Source organism: Bradyrhizobium sp. LA6.8, assembly GCF_040547935.1.
GTDB classification, from domain to species: Bacteria; Pseudomonadota; Alphaproteobacteria; order Rhizobiales; family Xanthobacteraceae; genus Bradyrhizobium; species Bradyrhizobium barranii.
This window is the reverse complement of sequence record NZ_JBEPQQ010000003.1, coordinates 718,821-735,297: the sequence shown is the minus strand read 5'-3', so window position 1 is coordinate 735,297 and position 16,477 is coordinate 718,821. Positions and strand designations below refer to the sequence as shown.

20 protein-coding genes are annotated in these 16,477 nt (G+C 64.9%); 13 read left to right on the top strand and 7 right to left on the bottom strand.

The genetic code is table 11. The features are described 5' to 3' along the window. The first annotated feature begins 21 nt into the window (after window positions 1-21). On the top strand, window positions 22-1,065 hold the full coding sequence (locus ABIA90_RS17130) for a polysaccharide deacetylase family protein (RefSeq protein WP_354118000.1): 1,044 nt from the start codon (window positions 22-24) through the stop codon (window positions 1,063-1,065). Here the strand turns inward: ABIA90_RS17130 and ABIA90_RS17125 are convergent. Next, a complete protein-coding gene (locus ABIA90_RS17125; protein WP_014494810.1) occupies window positions 1,062-1,277 on the bottom strand; it encodes a DUF2842 domain-containing protein in 216 nt (71 codons plus the stop codon). The two genes, ABIA90_RS17130 and ABIA90_RS17125, sit on opposite strands and share 4 nt — an antisense overlap. A gap of 110 nt (window positions 1,278-1,387) precedes the next feature. Between ABIA90_RS17125 and ABIA90_RS17120 the strand changes: the two genes are divergently transcribed. Then, a complete protein-coding gene (locus ABIA90_RS17120; protein WP_354118001.1) occupies window positions 1,388-2,464 on the top strand; it encodes a COX15/CtaA family protein in 1,077 nt (358 codons plus the stop codon). Window positions 2,465-2,469: 5 nt separating this feature from the next. On the opposite strand, the gene ABIA90_RS17115 is transcribed toward ABIA90_RS17120, so the two are convergent. The 4 genes from ABIA90_RS17115 to ABIA90_RS17100 all read right to left on the bottom strand — a co-directional run bounded on the left by ABIA90_RS17115 (window position 2,470) and on the right by ABIA90_RS17100 (window position 5,967). Beyond that, on the bottom strand, window positions 2,470-2,814 hold the full coding sequence (locus ABIA90_RS17115; protein ID WP_063982941.1) for a hypothetical protein: 345 nt from the start codon (window positions 2,812-2,814) through the stop codon (window positions 2,470-2,472). Between the two features lie 201 nt (window positions 2,815-3,015). Further along, entirely contained in the window at window positions 3,016-4,296 is a 1,281-nt protein-coding gene (locus tag ABIA90_RS17110; protein WP_354118002.1) for an O-acetylhomoserine aminocarboxypropyltransferase, read from the bottom strand. A gap of 138 nt (window positions 4,297-4,434) precedes the next feature. Continuing rightward, window positions 4,435-5,019, bottom strand: a complete 585-nt coding sequence (locus tag ABIA90_RS17105) for a CoA-binding protein (RefSeq protein ID WP_354118003.1) — start codon at window positions 5,017-5,019, stop codon at window positions 4,435-4,437. Window positions 5,020-5,142: 123 nt separating this feature from the next. Continuing rightward, entirely contained in the window at window positions 5,143-5,967 is an 825-nt protein-coding gene (locus tag ABIA90_RS17100; protein ID WP_354118004.1) for an enoyl-CoA hydratase, read from the bottom strand. A gap of 86 nt (window positions 5,968-6,053) precedes the next feature. Between ABIA90_RS17100 and ABIA90_RS17095 the strand changes: the two genes are divergently transcribed. The 6 genes from ABIA90_RS17095 (at window position 6,054) to ABIA90_RS17070 (ending at window position 9,740) form a co-directional block, all read left to right on the top strand. Then, window positions 6,054-6,482 (top strand): PaaI family thioesterase, encoded by a 429-nt coding sequence (locus tag ABIA90_RS17095; protein ID WP_135215987.1) that lies wholly within the window; start codon window positions 6,054-6,056, stop codon window positions 6,480-6,482. Between the two features lie 158 nt (window positions 6,483-6,640). After that, a complete protein-coding gene (rplM, locus tag ABIA90_RS17090) occupies window positions 6,641-7,105 on the top strand; it encodes a 50S ribosomal protein L13 (RefSeq protein ID WP_008137961.1) in 465 nt (154 codons plus the stop codon). 1 nt (window position 7,106) lies between these two features. After that, window positions 7,107-7,586, top strand: coding sequence for a 30S ribosomal protein S9 (gene rpsI, locus ABIA90_RS17085; protein ID WP_007611021.1), 480 nt, complete (start codon window positions 7,107-7,109; stop codon window positions 7,584-7,586). Window positions 7,587-7,816: 230 nt separating this feature from the next. Next, window positions 7,817-9,037, top strand: a complete 1,221-nt coding sequence (locus tag ABIA90_RS17080; protein WP_354118005.1) for a GGDEF domain-containing protein — start codon at window positions 7,817-7,819, stop codon at window positions 9,035-9,037. A 70-nt stretch (window positions 9,038-9,107) separates the two neighbouring features. Continuing rightward, window positions 9,108-9,344 carry a hypothetical protein gene (locus tag ABIA90_RS17075; RefSeq protein ID WP_028149020.1) on the top strand — a complete coding sequence of 79 codons (237 nt, stop codon included), beginning with the start codon at window positions 9,108-9,110 and terminating at the stop codon, window positions 9,342-9,344. Window positions 9,345-9,443: 99 nt separating this feature from the next. Then, a complete protein-coding gene (locus tag ABIA90_RS17070; protein WP_028155908.1) occupies window positions 9,444-9,740 on the top strand; it encodes an antibiotic biosynthesis monooxygenase family protein in 297 nt (98 codons plus the stop codon). Window positions 9,741-9,816: 76 nt separating this feature from the next. Here the strand turns inward: ABIA90_RS17070 and ABIA90_RS17065 are convergent, their stop codons facing one another. Then, the gene (locus tag ABIA90_RS17065; RefSeq protein ID WP_354118006.1) at window positions 9,817-10,950 is read right to left on the bottom strand and encodes an AI-2E family transporter; all 1,134 of its coding nucleotides are present in this window, start codon (window positions 10,948-10,950) and stop codon (window positions 9,817-9,819) included. Between the two features lie 137 nt (window positions 10,951-11,087). Between ABIA90_RS17065 and ABIA90_RS17060 the strand changes: the two genes are divergently transcribed. Together ABIA90_RS17060 and ABIA90_RS17055 are read left to right on the top strand one after the other, a co-directional pair. Further along, window positions 11,088-11,804: a hypothetical protein gene (locus tag ABIA90_RS17060; RefSeq protein WP_354118007.1), complete on the top strand. Its 717-nt coding sequence runs from the start codon at window positions 11,088-11,090 to the stop codon at window positions 11,802-11,804. Between the two features lie 90 nt (window positions 11,805-11,894). After that, window positions 11,895-12,668, top strand: coding sequence for a gamma-glutamyl-gamma-aminobutyrate hydrolase family protein (locus ABIA90_RS17055; protein ID WP_354118008.1), 774 nt, complete (start codon window positions 11,895-11,897; stop codon window positions 12,666-12,668). A 49-nt stretch (window positions 12,669-12,717) separates the two neighbouring features. Here the strand turns inward: ABIA90_RS17055 and ABIA90_RS17050 are convergent, their stop codons facing one another. Continuing rightward, window positions 12,718-13,695: a GlxA family transcriptional regulator gene (locus ABIA90_RS17050; protein WP_354122461.1), complete on the bottom strand. Its 978-nt coding sequence runs from the start codon at window positions 13,693-13,695 to the stop codon at window positions 12,718-12,720. Between the two features lie 151 nt (window positions 13,696-13,846). On the opposite strand from ABIA90_RS17050, the gene ABIA90_RS17045 reads away from it, so the two are divergent. From ABIA90_RS17045 to ABIA90_RS17035, 3 genes are all read left to right on the top strand, one after another. After that, window positions 13,847-14,104, top strand: a complete 258-nt coding sequence (locus tag ABIA90_RS17045; RefSeq protein ID WP_071913326.1) for a tautomerase family protein — start codon at window positions 13,847-13,849, stop codon at window positions 14,102-14,104. Between the two features lie 166 nt (window positions 14,105-14,270). Beyond that, window positions 14,271-15,674 (top strand): NfeD family protein, encoded by a 1,404-nt coding sequence (locus ABIA90_RS17040; protein WP_354118009.1) that lies wholly within the window; start codon window positions 14,271-14,273, stop codon window positions 15,672-15,674. Beyond that, entirely contained in the window at window positions 15,671-16,432 is a 762-nt protein-coding gene (locus ABIA90_RS17035) for a slipin family protein (protein ID WP_063982951.1), read from the top strand. Before ABIA90_RS17040 ends, ABIA90_RS17035 begins: the two co-directional genes overlap by 4 nt. Window positions 16,433-16,477: the final 45 nt, after the last annotated feature.

The following is a 16,477-nucleotide window of genomic DNA, read 5'->3' as shown; positions in this document are numbered from 1 at the left end:
GGCGAACGCGAAGGTGGGATATTGGCATCCGACGACAGATGGCTGGAGCGGTTGCGGCTCGAGCTGGCCTGGTTCACCGGTCAGGCTGTGCTGCGCAGCCGCGGCGCCGGCGCGATCCTGCGGTTTCAGCACGTGCGGCCGCGGCGGCGCGGCGCGTTTCAGCCGCTGCGTGAAAGCGAGATCAGTCCGCAATTCCTCGATCGCGCCGTTGGCGAGCTGAAGCGGTGGGGATATGACTTCCTTGGCATGGACGATGTCTGCCGCCGCGCGGTGACGCTGCCGGAGAAGCGGCGCTTCGTGGCGCTGACCTTCGACGGCGCCAACAAGGACCTGATCAGCTTCGCCTATCCGGTGCTGGCGCGCCACGCCGTGCCGTTCACGATCTATGTGCCCACCGCGTTTCCCGATGGAGTCGGAGAGGCCTGGTGGCTCGGGCTCGAGCGGATGATCGCGCGCGAGAGCCGCATCAACCTGATGATGGGCGAGAAGGAGCAGCGTTTCACCGTCACAGGCAACGCCGAGAAGCAGGCGCTGTTTTCGTTCGTCGAGAGCTGGCTGCGTTCGTTGCCGCCGGCGGATGTGTCGGCTGCGATCGCCGATCTCTGCACGCGCTACCGGGTCGACCTCGCCGCGCTCTCGCGCGAAGCGTCGATGGATTGGGAGGATCTGGCAAAGCTTGCGGCGGATCCGCTGGTCACGGTCGGCAGCGCGACGGTGAACTATCCCGTTCTCGCCAACATGAAGGACGCCGCCGCGTTGCGCGAGATGACGATGGGCAAGGCGGTCGCGGAAGCGGCCTTCGATCGCGAGATCAGGCATCTGGCCTTTCCGTTCGGCGATCGCTCGTCTTTCCGGCGCAGCCATGTCGTCATGGCGGAGGAGGCCGGCTTTGCCAGCGCCGTCTCGACCATCCCGGGCATCGTGGACGCGGAGGGGCGCACCAATCTGCGCGCACTGCCACGGATTTCCTGGGACGGCCGGACGCAATCACTGCGCATGCTGCGCGTGCTGGTGTCCGGTGTTGCCTTCGCGCCGGTGAAACCGACCGGCAGCGTTACGAATTAAGATTTGACGCGATCCGGCCGCTGCATCCAGCTCACGATCGGCATCGCCGGCAGCACCCAGCCCATGCCGACCACCACGTAGTAGATCGCCTGCCGCCAGCCGGACTCGGCGATCCACGGCATCTGCGCCAGCGCCATGCCGAGCAGGGCCCAAACAGTGGCCAGCACCAGGAGCAGGATGGCGCCGAGGAACTTGCGGGTGCGGATCGTCATGGCGGAATGCTGCGGCCTTCGCGTAACTTGCGCTGCGGGAGCGGGGGACTATAAGGGGCACGCAGTCCGGTTCAAGTCTCTTTGCAACAAGGCTTGGTTTTGCCCTTGAAATGACGATGATTTTCGCTCCGAACAACCCGCATCGCGCCGTGCGCTGGTGGCTGATTTCCGTGGCCGCCCTCATCGCGCTGATGGTGCTGGTCGGCGGCGCGACGCGGCTGACGGAATCCGGCCTGTCGATCGTCGAATGGAAGCCGGTCACGGGCAGCGTGCCGCCGCTGTCGGAGGCGCAGTGGACCGAGGCCTTCGAGGCCTACAAGAGAATTCCGCAATATCGCGAGCTCAATGCGGGCATGAGCCTGTCCGAGTTCAAGGAGATTTTCTGGTGGGAATGGAGCCATCGGCTGCTCGGCCGTTTCATCGGCGTGGCCTATCTGCTGCCGTTCCTGTTCTTCCTGTGGCGCGGCGGCCTGTCGGGTGAGTTGAAGCGGCGGTTGTGGCTGCTGTTCGCGCTTGGCGGACTCCAGGGCGCCGTCGGCTGGTGGATGGTGGCCTCGGGCCTGACGGAACGTGTCGAGGTCTCGCAATATCGACTGGCGACGCATCTGGTGCTCGCGCTCCTGATCTTCGCCGGCATCGTCTGGACGGTGCGGCGGCTCGCCGAGCGTCCGCAGATCATTGCGCCCGCGCGGCTGAAATTCACGAGCGTGCTGCTGCTCATAGTGACCTTCGTCCAGATCTATTTCGGTGCGCTGGTCGCGGGTCTGCGCGCCGGGCGTGCCTACAACACTTGGCCGCAGATCGACGGCGCGTTCATTCCCGCGGGCGACCGGCTCTGGTTCGAGACGCCGTGGTGGCGCAACATGTTCGACAACGTGCTGACGGTGCAGTTCGAGCACCGCATGACGGCCTATGCGCTGTTCGTGCTGGCGGCGCTGCACGCGTTCGATGCGGTGCGCTCGCGCGCGGCGGCCGGCGGTGCGCTCTGCCTGTTCGCCGCGGTCAGCCTGCAGGCTGTGCTCGGGATCCTCACGCTGCTCAACCAGGTGCCGATCGATCTCGCGCTTTCGCACCAAGCGGTTGCGATCGTGGTGCTCGCGCTTGCAGTGATGCAGGTGGAGCGGCTGGCCTCGCGACAATCTGCACAGGCGCAGCCGCGCGCGGTTCCGGTCGGTCAGGCCGGCTGATCAGGTCAGCAATAGCCGTAGACGCCGCAGGCGTAGGGCAGGCGCCAGAAATAGCCGACCTGTGGTCCGCCGTAGTACGGGCCCTGATAATCGTAGCTCCAGGGCCGGCCATAATAGCCCGGCAAGGTGCTGGAGCCGGGCAGGAGCGGCGTGCCCGGCAGGTTGCGGATGTAGCTGCCGATGCCATAGGCCGGCGAGATCAGCGCATCCGGATCGGTCTCGACATAGACCTGTGGCGGGTCCTGCGGCGGCACGGCAGCGCGCCGTCTCGCTGTGGCCGGCAGATCGGCGGCAACGGCAGCTGAGACCGTCAGCATGGCGGCAAGGGCAGGTACCATCCAGCGCAGCATCGTCGGCTCCGAATCAAAGGGGCGATCCAAGGACGATGTATGCGGCAGATATGGTTAATGACTGTTAACTGACTGCGGCCAAAACGGCCGCCGTCATTCCGGGGCGGTCCGGCAGGACCGAACTCAGGTGCGCAATGCGCACCTGAGAATCTCGAGATTCCGGGTCTGGTCCTTCGGACCATCCCGGAATGACGATGGCAATTACGCGCCCAGCGCCTGCTCCAGATCTGCGATCAGATCTTCCTTGTTCTCGATGCCGATCGAGAGCCGCACCACGTCGGGGCCGGCGCCGGACTTCACCTTGGCGGCGTCGTCGAGCTGGCTGTGCGTCGTCGAGGCGGGGTGGATGACCAGCGAGCGGGTGTCGCCGACATTGGCCAGGTGCGAGAACAGCTGCAGCTTCGACACCAGGCTGACGCCGGCGTCATAGCCGCCCTTCAGGCTGAACGTGAACACGGCGCCTGCGCCCTTCGGCGCGTATTTGCGTGCAAGCTGGTTGTACTTGTCGCTTGCCAAGCCCGCATAGCTCACCGAGGCCACCGCCGGATGGCCGGCGAGGAATTCGGCGACGGCCTTGGCGTTGTCGCAGTGCTTCTGCATGCGCAGCGGCAGCGTCTCGATGCCGGTCAGGATCATGAAGGCGTTGAACGGCGACAGCGCGGGTCCGAGATCGCGCAGGCCCAGCACGCGGCAGGCGATCGCGAAAGCGAAATTGCCAAAGGTCTCCTGGAGACGGATGCCGTGATATTCGGGCCGCGGCTCCGACAGCATCGGATATTTGCCGCCGGTGGACCAGTCGAACGTGCCGGCATCGACGATGATGCCGCCGAGCGAATTGCCGTGGCCGCCCAGGAATTTCGTCAGCGAGTGCACGACGATGTCGGCGCCATGGTCGATCGGGCGGATCAGGTAGGGCGAGGCCAGCGTGTTGTCGACGATCAGCGGCACGCCCGCCTTGCGCGCCACCGTCGAGATCGCCTCGATGTCGGTGATGCTGCCGCCGGGATTGGCAATGGACTCGATGAAGATGGCCTTCGTGCGCGGCGTCACCGCGCGCTCGAAGCTTGCGATGTCATCGGAATCCGCCCACACCACGTTCCAGCCGAAGCTCTTGAACGCATGCGAGAACTGGTTGATCGAGCCGCCATAGAGCTTGCGCGCGGCGATGAATTCGTCGCCGGGCTGGAGCAATTGCTGCAGCACCACGACCTGTGCGGCGTGGCCCGAGGCGACCGCAAGCGCGGCGGTGCCGCCTTCGAGTGCGGCAACACGCTCTTCCAGCACCGCGTTGGTGGGATTGCCGATGCGGGTATAGATGTTGCCGAATGCCTGCAGGCCGAACAGCGAGGCGGCGTGGTCGGCGTCGTTGAAGACGAAAGAGGTGGTTTGATAAATCGGGGTCGCGCGCGCACCGGTGGTGGGATCGGGTTGTGCACCGGCATGCACGGCGAGGGTTGAAAATCCCGGAAGGCGATCGCTCATTGAGGGCGTCCTGTTCTTGTGATCTGAAATCGCGCGGCATGCTGATCGGCGACGCGCCCGCCGTCAAGGCGCCGCGTCACATCGGAGCGATCGTGCTACGCGTTGTCGCGTGAGCGAAATGAATCCTTCGCGATTGCGTCAGCTTTGTTCGTTCTTGTTTTTTGCGGCGCGATCCGATGCCGCGGTATCGCCGCCGCCGACACTCATCCGATTGAGGGATAGCCGCATGCCTTGCGTCGGCGCCGGCGGCCGTTTGGAGCTCAGCGTGCGTGAATTGACGCCCATCCAGGAGATCTCCGACGACAAGCGGCCATATTCGATCTTCGGGCAGCGGTTCATCACGACCTTGATACCGACCGATTCCGCTTTCGCCGCTGCCGCGTCGTCACGCGCGCCGAGCTGCATCCAGATCACCTTCGGCAGCGGATCGAGCGTCATGGCCTCCTCGACCACGGGCATGATGTGGCTGGAGTTGCGAAAGATGTCGATCATGTCGACGGGGCGGCCGATGTCGGAGAGCGAGGCGACAAACGGCTTTCCGAGCAGATCCTTGCCGACATGGCCGGGATTGACCGGGATCATGTCATAGCCGCGCTGCGCCAGATATTTGAACGCAAAATAGCTCGGCCGCACATTGACGGGCGAGGCGCCGACCATCGCGATCGACTTCACGCTGTTGAGGATGCCGCGGATGTAATTGTCGGGATAGGCGTCGTGGTTCATCTTTTTCTTTCTCTGACCCTCATGGTGAGGAGCGCGGCCCGCGCGTCTCGAACCATGAGGCCACAGTCGGGCCTCCATCCTTCGAGACGCCGCGTTCCGCGGCTCCTCAGGATGAGGAGTTGACTATTCATCCCGCCATGTCGGCGTGCGCTTCTCGATGAACGCGCCGATGCCTTCCTCGGCGTCGCGCGCCATCATGTTCTCGGTCATCACCTCTGCCGCATAGCGATAGGCGTCCGCAAGGCTCATCTCGGCCTGGCGATAGAACGCCTCCTTGCCGAGCTTGACGGTGTAGGCCGACTTCAGCGCGACCTGTTCGGCGAGGGCAATTGCGGCCTCGCGCTCGGTGCCGGCCGCGACCACGCGGTTGATGAGCCCGATCTCGCGGGCGCGCGTGGCCGCGATCGGCTCGCCGGTCAGCAGCATTTCCATCGCCTGCTTGCGCGGCACGTTCCGCGACAGCGCCACCATCGGCGTGGAGCAGAACAGGCCGATATCGACGCCCGGCGTGGCGAAGCTCGCCGCTTCCGAGGCGATCGCGAGATCGCAGCTTGCCACGAGCTGGCAGCCGGCCGCGGTCGCAATGCCCTGGACGGCCGCGACCACGGGCTTCGGCAAATGCACGACCGCCTGCATCACCGCGCTGCAGGCGGTCATCATCTCGGCAAAGAAGGCGCGGCCGCGATCCGGGTCAGTGCGGCGCGCGGTCAGCTCCTTCATGTCGTGGCCGGCGGAGAAGGCGGGGCCGTTGGCGGCGATCACCACGCCGCGGACCGCCTTGTCGTCGCGGATCTCATTGAGCTCGGCATGCAGGCTTGCGATCATCGCCTGCGACAGGCTGTTGCGCGCGGCCGGACGGTTCAGCGTCAGGACCGCGATGGGGCCTATGGTCTCGCGCAACAGCATCGACGGTTGCGGGGAGGGGGCGCGGGCGGCCTGGGCGGACATCGAAGCGTTCCCGGTTGGATTCTTGCAATTGGATGACGCAGATAACTTAATGTAACAGGGGACGTGAAGCGAGGGTGAGGCGAAGCATGGCGTTAGCGAAAATGAGCGTGGCGGAGGTCGAGCAGTTTCTCCGTGACGAGTTTCCCCAGGCCTTCAGCGGCGATGACATCACGATCGAGAGCGCCGACGGCCAGACCTGCCTTTTGCGCCAGCGCTACAGCGAAAGGATGCTGCGGCCGGGTGGAACCGTGTCCGGCCCGACGCTGATGGCACTGGCCGATTTCGCGATGTACGTGGTGCTGCTGTCCGCGATCGGGCCGATCGGGCTCGCGGTCACCACCAATCTCAACATCAACTTCCTGCGCAAGGGCCTGCCCGGCCAGGACGTGCTGGCGGAGGCGCGGCTGCTCAAGCTCGGCAAGCGCCTGGCGGTCGGCGAGGTGAAGCTGCTGTCCGGCACGTCGCCCGATCCGATCGCTCATGTCACCTCGACCTATTCCATTCCAAATGTTTGAGCTTTTCGCAGGTAATATAGCACCATAATTTTAAGATATTGATTTTGCTATTGTAATTCCCGCTCTGGGGCATTGACCGTTGCGCGTCTCTTCTCTAGAAAACCGCCCAGTCCGGCGCGGTGTTCGCGCCGATATCTCCCGTCCACGGAAACTCCGATATGAAAACCTTTTCGGCAAAGCCGGCTGAGGTGACGAAGAAGTGGGTACTGATCGACGCCAAGGGTCTGGTCGTCGGCCGTCTCGCCACCATCGTCGCCATGCGCCTGCGCGGCAAGCACCTCCCGACCTACACCCCGCACGTTGATTGCGGCGACAACGTCATCATCATCAACGCGCAGCATGCGGTCCTCACCGGTCGCAAGCGCGAGCAGAAGACCTACTACAAGCACACCGGTTACGTCGGCCACGTCAAGGAGCGCACCGCGCGCCAGATCCTCGAGGGCAAGCATCCCGAGCGCGTGCTCGAGAAGGCCGTCGAGCGCATGATCCCGCGTGGTCCGCTCGGTCGCGTCCAGATGGGCAACCTCCGCGTCTATGGCGGCGCCGATCATCCGCACGAGGCCCAGACGCCCGAGAAGATCGACATCGCCAAGTTGAACCGCAAGAACACGAGGGCCGCATAACATGGCCGAATCCATCCAGTCGCTCGACCAGCTCTCGCAGCTCAAGACCGCGGCGGCGCCCGACGCGCCCAAGCACGAGAAGAAGGTCGACAAGTTCAACCGCGCCTACGCCACCGGCAAGCGCAAGGACGCGGTCGCCCGCGTCTGGATCAAGCCGGGCGCCGGCAAGGTCACGGTCAATTCGCGCGAGGTCGAGGTCTATTTCGCCCGTCCCGTGCTGCGCATGATGATCGAGCAGCCGTTCTCGGTGGCCGCGCGTTCCGGCCAGTACGACGTGATCTGCACCGTCGCCGGCGGCGGTCTGTCCGGCCAGGCCGGTGCGGTCCGTCACGGCATCTCCAAGGCGCTCACCTATTTCGAGCCGGAGCTGCGCACCGTCCTCAAGAAGGGCGGCTTCCTCACCCGCGACTCCCGCGTGGTGGAGCGCAAGAAGTACGGCAAGGCCAAGGCCCGCCGGTCCTTCCAGTTCTCGAAGCGTTAATCGCTTCGGTCACATTCGCCGCGAAAGCGGCTTCAATGAGATGCAAAAGGGCGCTGATTTCAGCGCCCTTTTTGTTGTTCGTTTGTATGCAAATTGATGACGTGTTTCCCGAAAACTTGGCCCCGCATGAAAACCTGAATGGAACTCGCGGGACATAGCGTCGCATCTGGAAGGGCGCGCAAGTCGGCTGGGCCGATCGCGTAACTTGCTATGTCTAGAAGGGGGCCGACATGATGTCGCTCGATAGCATCACGCTCTATTTGGTCGCCACCATGGTTGCCGCACTGCTCGGCGCCATGATGGTGTTTTTCGGCACGCAGGAGAACAGCCCCGCGCTGAAATGGTGGGGCACCGCGTATCTCCTCGGCGCAGCGTCCGTTGCGCTATGGACCGCGGCCGGCGACAAGCTCGGCCCGCATCTTTACCTTGCGCTGAACGCGGTCGGCTTCGTCGCCTGCGGCATGGTGTGGAATGCGGCGCGCGTCTTCCACGGCCGCAAGCCGAACTGGCCGGGGCTCCTCGTCGGCGCGCTGGCCTGGGCTGCCGCCGTGACGCTGCTTGATCCCGCCGCGTCCATGCTGCGCATGATCGTCGGCGCCGGCATCGTCTCGGTCTATGCGGCGCTGACCGCGAGCGAGCTCTGGGTCGAGCGGCGCAAGAGCCTGCAACGGCGCTGGCCGGCCTTCGTGGTGCCGGTGATGCACGGCTGCGTGCTGATGCTGCCGATCGTGCTCGGCAGCTTCCTGCGTCCGAACGATGCCGGCTTCTCCGGCAGCATCTGGGTCACCGTGTTTGCGGTCGAGCTCATCCTTTATGCCGTCGGCACCGTGTTCGTGATCTTCATGCTGGTGTCGGAGCGCACGGTGACTGCGCACCGGACCGCCGCGTCCACCGATCCCCTGACCGGCATGCTCAACCGCCGCGGCTTCTCGGAAGCCTGCGGGCGCGTGATCGAGCGCGAAGCCAAGGCCGGCCGTCCCGTGACCGTGATGATCTTCGACATCGATCATTTCAAGTCGATCAACGACCGCTTCGGCCATCCCGCCGGCGACGAGATGCTGAAACTGTTCTCGACCGTCGTCGTCAGCAACCTGCGCATGACCGACATGTCGGGCCGCATCGGCGGCGAGGAGTTCGCCGCCCTGCTGCCGTGTTCGCTGGAGGAGGGCGTGCTGGTTGCCGAGCGCGTGCGCGAGGCGTTCGAGACCTCTGGCGTCGTGGTCGATGAGGGCCCAGTCGACACCACCGTCAGCATCGGCGTTGCCGGCGGTCCGGCCGGCACCGAGCTGGAGGTGCTGCTGGCCTCGGCCGACACCGCGCTCTATCAGGCCAAGCGCGGTGGCCGTAACCGCGTCGAGGCGGCGGAGGAGCTGCCGCTGTCGCTGGAGAACTGGCGCCGCCAGAGCGCGGCGCGGGTCGGTGCGTCGCAGGCGCGTCCGGCCACCGCCTGAAGCCAAGAGGCGCCTCAAGAGGCGCCTTCGGTAATCCGCTGTTTACCATTCGATCCCTACCATTGCGGTCATGGAATCGATCCGTCGACAGAACCCGCAGGCTGCCCTGATGTCGCTCGAAGCCGCTGCGGCCTCGGCCCGCGGCGGCTTCGCCTGCGTGTTCTCCACCGCGGATGAATACGAGCGCGCGCTCATCACCGAGCGCCGCGCGCAGGGGCGCTACACGCAAAGCCGTAGCTACTGGCCGCTCGCGCTGTTCATCGGTTGCGCGCTCATCGTGGCAGGCACCGCTCTGCTGTTGGCCTGAGAGCACGCATTTTTGACCGGTCAGGGCGCCGATTCGGTGCCTTTTTCTTCGTTGCGGTCTACGGTAGACACACCCATCAAACAAACAGGGTGGAAACCGATGATCACCGAGATCGCGCAAATCGACGTCAAGCCGGGCAGCGAGAAGGACTTTGAGGCGGCCGTCGCCAAGGCCAAGGCCGCCTTCGGCGGTTCGAAGGGCTTTCACGGCTTCGAGCTGCACAAGTCGATCGAGAAGCCGCAGCGCTACCGGCTGATGGTGAAGTGGGCGACGCTGGAGAATCACACCGTCGATTTCCGCGGCTCGGAGAATTTCACCGAATGGCGCGGCCTCGTCGGTCAGTACTTTGCTTCGCCCCCGGAGGTCGAGCACACCGAGACCGTGCTGACGACCTGAGCTGCTTCTCGACGTCTTACGCCGCCTCGTTGCCTGAGCATGATCTTTTCGGAAAACCGCTGCGCACTTTTCCGGATCATGCTGCCAGGGGCGGCGCCTCATACGTCTTGAAGTGGTCGATCATGACCTTGGCGATGGCGACCAGTGGCAGCGCCAGCGCCAGGCCCCAGATGCCGAACACGACGCCGAGCAGGATCTGGAACGCGAACAGCGTGGCCGGCGGGATGTCGAGGGCCTGCCGCTGCAGGATCGGCGTCAGCACATAGCTCTCCATCGCGTGCACGCCCATGAAGAGGAGGAAGGCCGACAGCGCCGGAATCCAGCCCGAGGCGAGGCTCGCGAGTACCACGACGACGCCGGCAATGATTGCGCCGACGGTCGGAATGAAGGCGAGCAGGCCCGCCTGAATCCCCAGGATGAACGAGCCGGGGATGCCGATGATGGCAAGCCCGATCCAGGTCACGATGCCAACCGCAATCATCACGACGATCTGCGCGATCAGCCAGCGTTCCAGCGTCTCGCTGATGCCGTCGATGATCAGGGTGACGCGGGTGCGATGCCTCGCCGGCGCCAGGAACAACAGGCCGTCGTGATAGACGCGGGGCTGGGCGGCGAAGGACAGCCCCAGGAACAGCACGATGAAGATGTTTCCCACGCCGTGGATGGTGCCGAGCAGGAGCTTGAAGGTCTGGCTCACGATCGCGCCACCGCTGGAGGCCAGCGCGCCGGCGCTGGGCAAGGAACCGCGCGGGGGGGCTGCTGGCGAGGGTGTCGAGTCCGATGGTGGATTGGCCGAAGTGTCGGACGCAGCGTTGCCGAGATCGAAGAAGCTGGTATCGATCCCGTGGTTGTCCAGGAAGGTCTTCACGTTGCCGATCTGCGACTTGATGGTCTTGCTCAGCAGCGAGGCCTGCTCGGCGATGGTGGCGCCGCCGAGATAGGCGACACCCGCGAGCAGCACCGCAAGCACGACGCAGACGATCGCGAGCCGGACCGGATGCGGCAGGTGCACGCGGCGGCCGAGCGCGTTGGTCAGCGCGTTGAGGCCGACGCCGAGCAGCATGCCGGTGAAGATCAGCAGCAGCGTGGTCGCAAAATACCAGGTGAAGACCAGCATCGCCGTGAACAGCACGACGCCGATGCCGCCGACCGAAATTGCCCAAGCCAGATCGGTGCGGGTCGTGGGGCGTTGGTCTGCGAGGATGGTCACATCATGTCCTTTTCGGCGGCTGCGGGCGGGGCACTCTTTCGACAAACGCGCTTCCGATCAAGACCGCGTCAACGCGCTGGTTTGACGCTGTCGCGCGAACGGTGCAGAGCGATGAGGAGAAAACAGGTGGGGGGCGCTTGAGTTTCATCAGCAAGTGGGCCGGTCTGCTCGGGCTTCTGGCCGTGATCGTGATCGGCGACCAGATCCGGATCAACCGGCCCGGCCACAAATACCGCCTCACGGTCGAGGTGATGACGCCTGACGGGATCAAGACGGGGTCCGGCGTTCTCGCCGTCGTGCCCGACCGCAACTATAACCGTGGCGGCCGCACCACGATGCGCGGGGAGGCTGTGTTCGTCGATCTCGGCCAAGACGGCGGCAAAGGCAAGAACCTGGTGGCATTGCTGGCGCATCAGCAGGGCGGCAAGCTCGACCTCGACGACATCAACTATGTCGCGCTCCGTGCCTATGGCGCCGCGCGCGGCAACCGCGTCTCGTTCAACGATATCAGCCGGCAGGCCGGCATTGTCCCGGTGCAGGGGGAGCTGGTCCCCGTGCTCGTGAGCTTTGGCGATCCCAAAGACCCCCAGACCGCGCGCCTTGTCGCCGGCGACCATGCGGATGCGGTTCTGGGCGATGGCTACGCCGTCCGTGCCCTCACCGCCGAGGTGGTGCCCAACGGGTTTTGGCCGATCGATTTCGGCGGGGTGCTCGGGGAGCCCGTGACGCGCGGAATCGAGGCGAAACTGCCCTGGCTGGCCACGCCGGACGATCCGGCGGCAACCGCGCTGAAGGCCGCCGGCCTGCCCGTCGTGGGGACAACCGAGGCCCGGGAGGCATTTGCGCGAAAATAGCATTGCCGTCCCGCGATCCCTTCTGTTGAATTTGTTCCATCCCAAGGGCATGTTTGGAGAATCTTCTTACGCGGGAGGTCGGAACGGGAGATGAGAAAGCCGGTCGTCGGCGTGATCGGGAACGCCCATCGCGTCGAAAATCGATTTCAGGTCCAGATGGTCGGCGAGCGCAATTTGCGCGCTGTGGCCGAGGTTTCCGGCGGCCTGCCGATGATGTTTGCGGGAGCGCCCGACATCACCGATATCGGCGCGCTGCTCGATGTGGTCGACGGGATCGTGCTCACCGGCGCCCGCGCCAACGTCCATCCGACCCGTTTCAATGTCGATCCGTGCGAGCGGCACGAGCCCTACGACATCCACCGCGACGAGGTGGCGCTGGCGCTCTCGGTCGCTTGCGTGTCCCGCGGCATTCCGCTGTTCGGCATCTGCCGGGGCCTGCAGGAGATGAACGTCGCCTTCGGCGGCTCGCTGCATCCGGAGATCCGCGAAATCCCCGGCCGCATGAACCACCGCATGCCCAGGCTCGAGAACGGCGAGATTCATCCCGATCCGACCGTGGTGTTCGCCGACCGTCACGACGTTGACCTCACGCCCGGAGGCGCCTTCGCGCGGCTGCTCGGCTGCGAGAAGATCAGGGTCAATTCGCTGCATGGCCAGGGCATTCTCGATCCCGGCAAGCGCGTGCTGATCGAGGGCGTCGCCGAGGACGGCACCATCGAGGCGATCCGCATCGCGGAAGCCTCGACCTTCGCGCTCGGCGTACAATGGCACGCCGAATACGACCCGCAGCGCAATCCGATCAACCGCAAGCTGTTCGAGGCGTTCGGCGAGGCGATGGTCGTACGCCAGCGTGCGATGGCGTAACAAGAAGCTCGCTCGCAGCTCTCCACTGAGCGACGCTTGGTTTCGCAGTTTACGCCGTCTGCACCATCCGTCTCGCGCGATAGGCCTGGGGCGACATCAGGGTCAGCTTGCGGAACGCCTTGCGAAAGCTGCTCTCGTCCTCATAGCCGGCCGTGCGTGCGATGGTCTTGATCGGCTGCGCCGTCGTCTCCAGCAGCGTGCGCGCGTGCTCGACGCGGCGGCGCATGATGAAGGCTTGCGGCGGCTCGCGCGTGAGCTCCTGGAATTTCCGGTTCAGCGTGCGCTCGCTGAGGCCGAGCGCATCGGCGAGGCGCTTGACCGTCATCGGGCTCTTGCCGGTGCGGCGAACCAGCAGGTCGGCCCGGGTCAGCAGCGGGTCCTGCGACAGCAAATAGCCGACGGGCATGAAGATCGACTGGGTGCGTTGCGCGGTGTCGATGACGACGTAGTCCGCACAGAGCTTTGCAATCGCCTTGCCGTCGACCATCTCGATCAGCCTGAGCAGGAGGTCGACCCACGACATCGGTCCGGCCGCGCAGACGATGCGGTCCGCGACGGTGATGACGGCGTCGGCAGCGAGGTCGATGGTGGGATGGCGCTGCCGCAGCTCGCCTTGCAGCCACCAGGTGATGGTGGCGCGGCGGTGATCGAGCAGGCCGCTGCCTGCAAGCAGGAAGACGCCGCTGCAGAATGCGCCGATCAGCCGGCCGCTCGCATGCTGCTGCCGAAACCAGGCGCCGGCGCGGGCATATTGCGGTTGCAGGCGTTCCGCCGTGACGTGATCGACGAGGTTGCCGGGGACGAGGATCGCGTCGAAGCGACCGCGTTTGCCGACCGCGCCATCGACGGCGACCATCTGGCCGCCGCCGGCGCGCACCGGCTTGCCGTCGAGCGAAAGCACCTCCCAGGCGAAGCGCGTTTTCGCACCGCTCTGCTGCATCACGTGATTGGCAAGCGACAGGATGTCGGCGATCCCGGCGATCGCCGAATGCATGCAGCCTTCCAGCGCCAGAATTGCGAGCTTCATGAGACCTCCAGGACAGGCGCGGCGATCCTAGCCGATCGGCGTGGGGCTGCGTGGCGGAAATTGCCCGATCTCTGTCTCATCCGCCACTGCCTTGCCGGCGCTGTCAGGTCCAGTCTCGTGCCGTCGTCACACGACATCATTGGAGAGAGACATGCCTTACGTCACCATTTCCACCGTCCGCGGCATCCTGGATGCCGGGCAAAAGAAGACCCTGCTCGAGCGCGTCACCGATCTCCTGGTCGAGGTCGAAGGGCAGGGCAACCCGGATTTCCGCCGCAACGTCTGGGTCAGGATCGAGGAGCAGGAGCCGGCGCACTGGTCGCTCGGCGGCATGCAGCCGACGCCTGAGATCATCGCCGGTATGTTCGGCACGATCGGCGCGGATGGCGTGCGGGTCCGACGGCCGTAGCAGCGCAGCGTGCGCGGGCGGACCGGCCAAAGGCATGGTTCGCCACCGCACCTGTGCTCAATCGATCTGCGGGGCGATTTCCATTGCATCGCACAATCATGGCCTGCACGCGGCCGCATTGAGGTTCGCAAGACGCCCACCATATGTTCTGCAAGGGAGCCCTGCCGTGCAGACCATGAAGGCGGCCCTCGTTGCGGCGATTGGCGTCGTGGCTTTGATCTGCTGCCTCCTTCCCAGCTCAGCGGAGGAGAACGGCCGTCTTGCATTGGTCGTTTCGATCGACGGAGCCATCGGCCCTGCGTCGGCCAGCTACGTCAAGGAGGCTTTGGCCAAGGCAAGCGAACGGCGTGCCGAGGTCGTGATTCTGAGACTGAACACGCCCGGCGGCCTCAATTCAAGCATGCGCGAGATCATCGCGGATGTGCTGGCTTCGCCGATCCCTGTCGTCGGTTACGTCGCGCCGTCCGGCGCCCACGCGGCGAGCGCGGGGACCTATATCCTTTATGCGACCCACATCGCGGCGATGGCGCCGGGCACCAATATTGGCGCCGCGACGCCGGTGCAGATCGGCGGGCCGCTGCCGGGTCTTCCGAGCGGACCGGCGGACAAGGGCGGCAAGGACAAGAAGGACGGTGACCAGCAGGGCGAGTCCAAGGATCAGCCCAAGGATGCCATGACGGCCAAGGCGACCAATGATGCGGTTGCCTTCATCCGCAGCCTTGCGGAGTTGCGCAACCGCAATGTGGACTGGGCGGAGAAGGCGGTCCGTGAGGCTGCCACGCTCTCTGCGAACGCCGCGCTAGAGGCTCATGCCATCGATCTCGTCGCGCGCGATCAGGCTGAATTGCTGAGGCAGATCGATGGTCGCGTGGTCGAGGTCGCAGGCGGCAAGACGCAACGCCTGGTGACAAAGGATGCCGTCGTTGAAGCTATCGATCCCGGACCGATATCCCGCTTCCTGGCGGTGATCACCGATCCGAACGTGGCGTTCATTCTCCTGATGGTCGGCATCTACGGCTTGATCTTCGAGTTCATGTCTCCTGGAGCCGTCGCCCCCGGAGTCGTCGGCGCGATCTGCCTGCTGATCGGCCTCTATGCGCTCAATCTGCTGCCGATCAATTATGCCGGCCTCGCCCTGATGTTGGTTGGACTCGTCCTTCTCACCATCGAAGCCTTCAACCCGACCGTGGTGATCGGGCTCGGAGGGATCATCGCGTTCGTGCTGGGAGCGCTGATGCTTTTCAGGGGCGAGGCGCCGGGCTACCACCTGTCGTGGTGGGTGATCGGCATCACCGCAGCAGTGTTCGCCGGCTTTGCGCTCGTCGTGCTCGGTTCGCTTCGGCGCGTCGGCAGGGCTCCTGCACTGGTCGGCGCGCAGGCCATGCGAGGCTTGCCCGCCGAGGTTCTCGACTGGAATGGGAACGAAGGTCATGTCTTTGCCCATGGTGAGCGCTGGCAGGCGCGCGGCGCCGAAACGTTCAAGCCCGGAGAGACGGTCGAAGTCGCCAACATCGTCGACCTGACGCTGCTGATACGGCGCGCACCAACAGGCGAGGGAGGTACATCATGATGCTGGAATATCTGACCTATGCGGCGCTTGCGTTGCTCGTCATCATGTTCCTGTCCCAGGCTATTCGAATCCTGCGCGAATACGAGCGTGGCGTCATCTTTACGCTCGGCCGCTTTACCGGCGTGAAGGGCCCGGGCCTCATCATCCTCATTCCGATCGTGCAGCAACTCGTGAAGGTGGATCTGCGGGTGATGGTGCAGGTCGTGCCGCCGCAGGACGTGATTTCGCGGGACAACGTCTCCGTCAAGGTCAACGCCGTTCTGTACTTCCGCATCGTCGACCCCGAACGGGCCATCATCAAGGTCGGCGATTACATGGCCGCCACCAGCCAGCTCGCCCAGACCACGTTGCGCTCGGTGCTCGGCAAGCACGAGCTCGACGAGATGCTTGCCGAGCGCGACAGGTTGAACGCGGACATCCAGGAGATCCTCGACAAGCAGACCGACGTCTGGGGCATCAAGGTCACCGGCATAGAGATCAAGGACGTCGATCTCAATGAAACCATGGTGCGCGCGATTGCCAAACAGGCCGAGGCTGAGCGGTTGCGGCGGGCCAAGGTGATCAATGCGATGGGCGAGCAGCAGGCTGCCGAAAAGCTCGTCGAGGCCGGCCGGATTCTCGCGCAGGAGCCTCAGGCGATGCAACTACGTTATTTCGCGGCCCTGCACGACATCGCGGGCGAACGGTCGTCGACCATCGTCTTTCCGCTGCCGACGGGCCTGCTCGACCATTTTGTGCCGCGGCGCGACAACCCGTAGCCATCAGCGGCAGGATGACCCATCTTCGGCCCAAATGGAGGTGTC

What these genes read in the sequence shown, in the direction of transcription:
- ABIA90_RS17125 (WP_014494810.1), bottom strand. Translation starts at nt 1,277, where the DNA reads ATGACGATCCGCACCCGCAAGTTCCTCGGCGCCATCCTGCTCCTGGTG.
- ABIA90_RS17120 (WP_354118001.1), top strand. Translation starts at nt 1,388, where the DNA reads ATGACGATGATTTTCGCTCCGAACAACCCGCATCGCGCCGTGCGCTGG.
- ABIA90_RS17115 (WP_063982941.1), bottom strand. Translation starts at nt 2,814, where the DNA reads ATGCTGCGCTGGATGGTACCTGCCCTTGCCGCCATGCTGACGGTCTCA.
- ABIA90_RS17110 (WP_354118002.1), bottom strand. Translation starts at nt 4,296, where the DNA reads ATGAGCGATCGCCTTCCGGGATTTTCAACCCTCGCCGTGCATGCCGGT.
- ABIA90_RS17105 (WP_354118003.1), bottom strand. Translation starts at nt 5,019, where the DNA reads ATGAACCACGACGCCTATCCCGACAATTACATCCGCGGCATCCTCAAC.
- ABIA90_RS17100 (WP_354118004.1), bottom strand. Translation starts at nt 5,967, where the DNA reads ATGTCCGCCCAGGCCGCCCGCGCCCCCTCCCCGCAACCGTCGATGCTG.
- ABIA90_RS17095 (WP_135215987.1), top strand. Translation starts at nt 6,054, where the DNA reads ATGGCGTTAGCGAAAATGAGCGTGGCGGAGGTCGAGCAGTTTCTCCGT.
- rplM (WP_008137961.1), top strand. Translation starts at nt 6,641, where the DNA reads ATGAAAACCTTTTCGGCAAAGCCGGCTGAGGTGACGAAGAAGTGGGTA.
- rpsI (WP_007611021.1), top strand. Translation starts at nt 7,107, where the DNA reads ATGGCCGAATCCATCCAGTCGCTCGACCAGCTCTCGCAGCTCAAGACC.
- ABIA90_RS17080 (WP_354118005.1), top strand. Translation starts at nt 7,817, where the DNA reads ATGATGTCGCTCGATAGCATCACGCTCTATTTGGTCGCCACCATGGTT.
- ABIA90_RS17075 (WP_028149020.1), top strand. Translation starts at nt 9,108, where the DNA reads ATGGAATCGATCCGTCGACAGAACCCGCAGGCTGCCCTGATGTCGCTC.
- ABIA90_RS17070 (WP_028155908.1), top strand. Translation starts at nt 9,444, where the DNA reads ATGATCACCGAGATCGCGCAAATCGACGTCAAGCCGGGCAGCGAGAAG.
- ABIA90_RS17055 (WP_354118008.1), top strand. Translation starts at nt 11,895, where the DNA reads ATGAGAAAGCCGGTCGTCGGCGTGATCGGGAACGCCCATCGCGTCGAA.
- ABIA90_RS17050 (WP_354122461.1), bottom strand. Translation starts at nt 13,695, where the DNA reads ATGAAGCTCGCAATTCTGGCGCTGGAAGGCTGCATGCATTCGGCGATC.
- ABIA90_RS17045 (WP_071913326.1), top strand. Translation starts at nt 13,847, where the DNA reads ATGCCTTACGTCACCATTTCCACCGTCCGCGGCATCCTGGATGCCGGG.
- ABIA90_RS17035 (WP_063982951.1), top strand. Translation starts at nt 15,671, where the DNA reads ATGATGCTGGAATATCTGACCTATGCGGCGCTTGCGTTGCTCGTCATC.